General features: G+C 44.6%; 1 pseudogene. It reads right to left on the bottom strand.

Going from position 1 to position 726, the window contains the following annotated elements:
- Nucleotides 1-726, bottom strand: a pseudogene (gene secA, locus A3762_RS04895) (preprotein translocase subunit SecA); the annotation flags it as partial.

The following is a 726-nucleotide window of genomic DNA, read 5'->3' as shown; positions in this document are numbered from 1 at the left end:
TTGCATGATGTTGCGAACACGATCTGAAGCAAACAAACGCATTAAGTTATCTTCTAAAGACAAGAAGAAACGCGTACTACCTGGATCACCCTGACGGCCAGCACGACCACGTAACTGATTATCGATACGGCGAGATTCGTGTCGCTCAGTACCAAGTATGTGTAAACCACCAGCCTCTTTCACGGCTTCGTTACGTGCTTTCCACTCTACTTTAATCTTTTCAATTTTTGTGTCATCAGGGTTTTTGAGCGCTTTGACTTCAGCTTCCCAGTTACCACCAAGAACGATATCGGTACCACGGCCCGCCATGTTGGTCGCTATCGTGACCGTACCTGGAAGACCTGCTTGCGCAACGATCTGAGCTTCTTGAGCATGATGCTTTGCGTTCAGAACGCTATGTTTAATACCTGCTTTTTTCAGCAAACCTGACAAATATTCAGACGACTCAATACTCGCTGTGCCAACAAGTACTGGGCGTTGGGCTGCAACAACTGCTTTAACTTCATCAATAATTGCTTGGAATTTTTCTTCCTGCGTTAAATAAACAAGATCGTTATGATCAATACGAGCAATAGTTTTATTCGTTGGAATAACAACCACGTCTAGCCCGTATATTTGATTAAATTCGTACGCTTCGGTATCCGCCGTACCAGTCATACCAGCAAGCTTGTCGTAAATACGGAAGAAGTTCTGGAAGGTAGTAGATGCGAGAGTTTGGCTCTCTGC

The organism is Oleiphilus sp. HI0125, from assembly GCF_001635355.1.
This window is presented reverse-complemented; position numbering and strand designations above follow the sequence as displayed.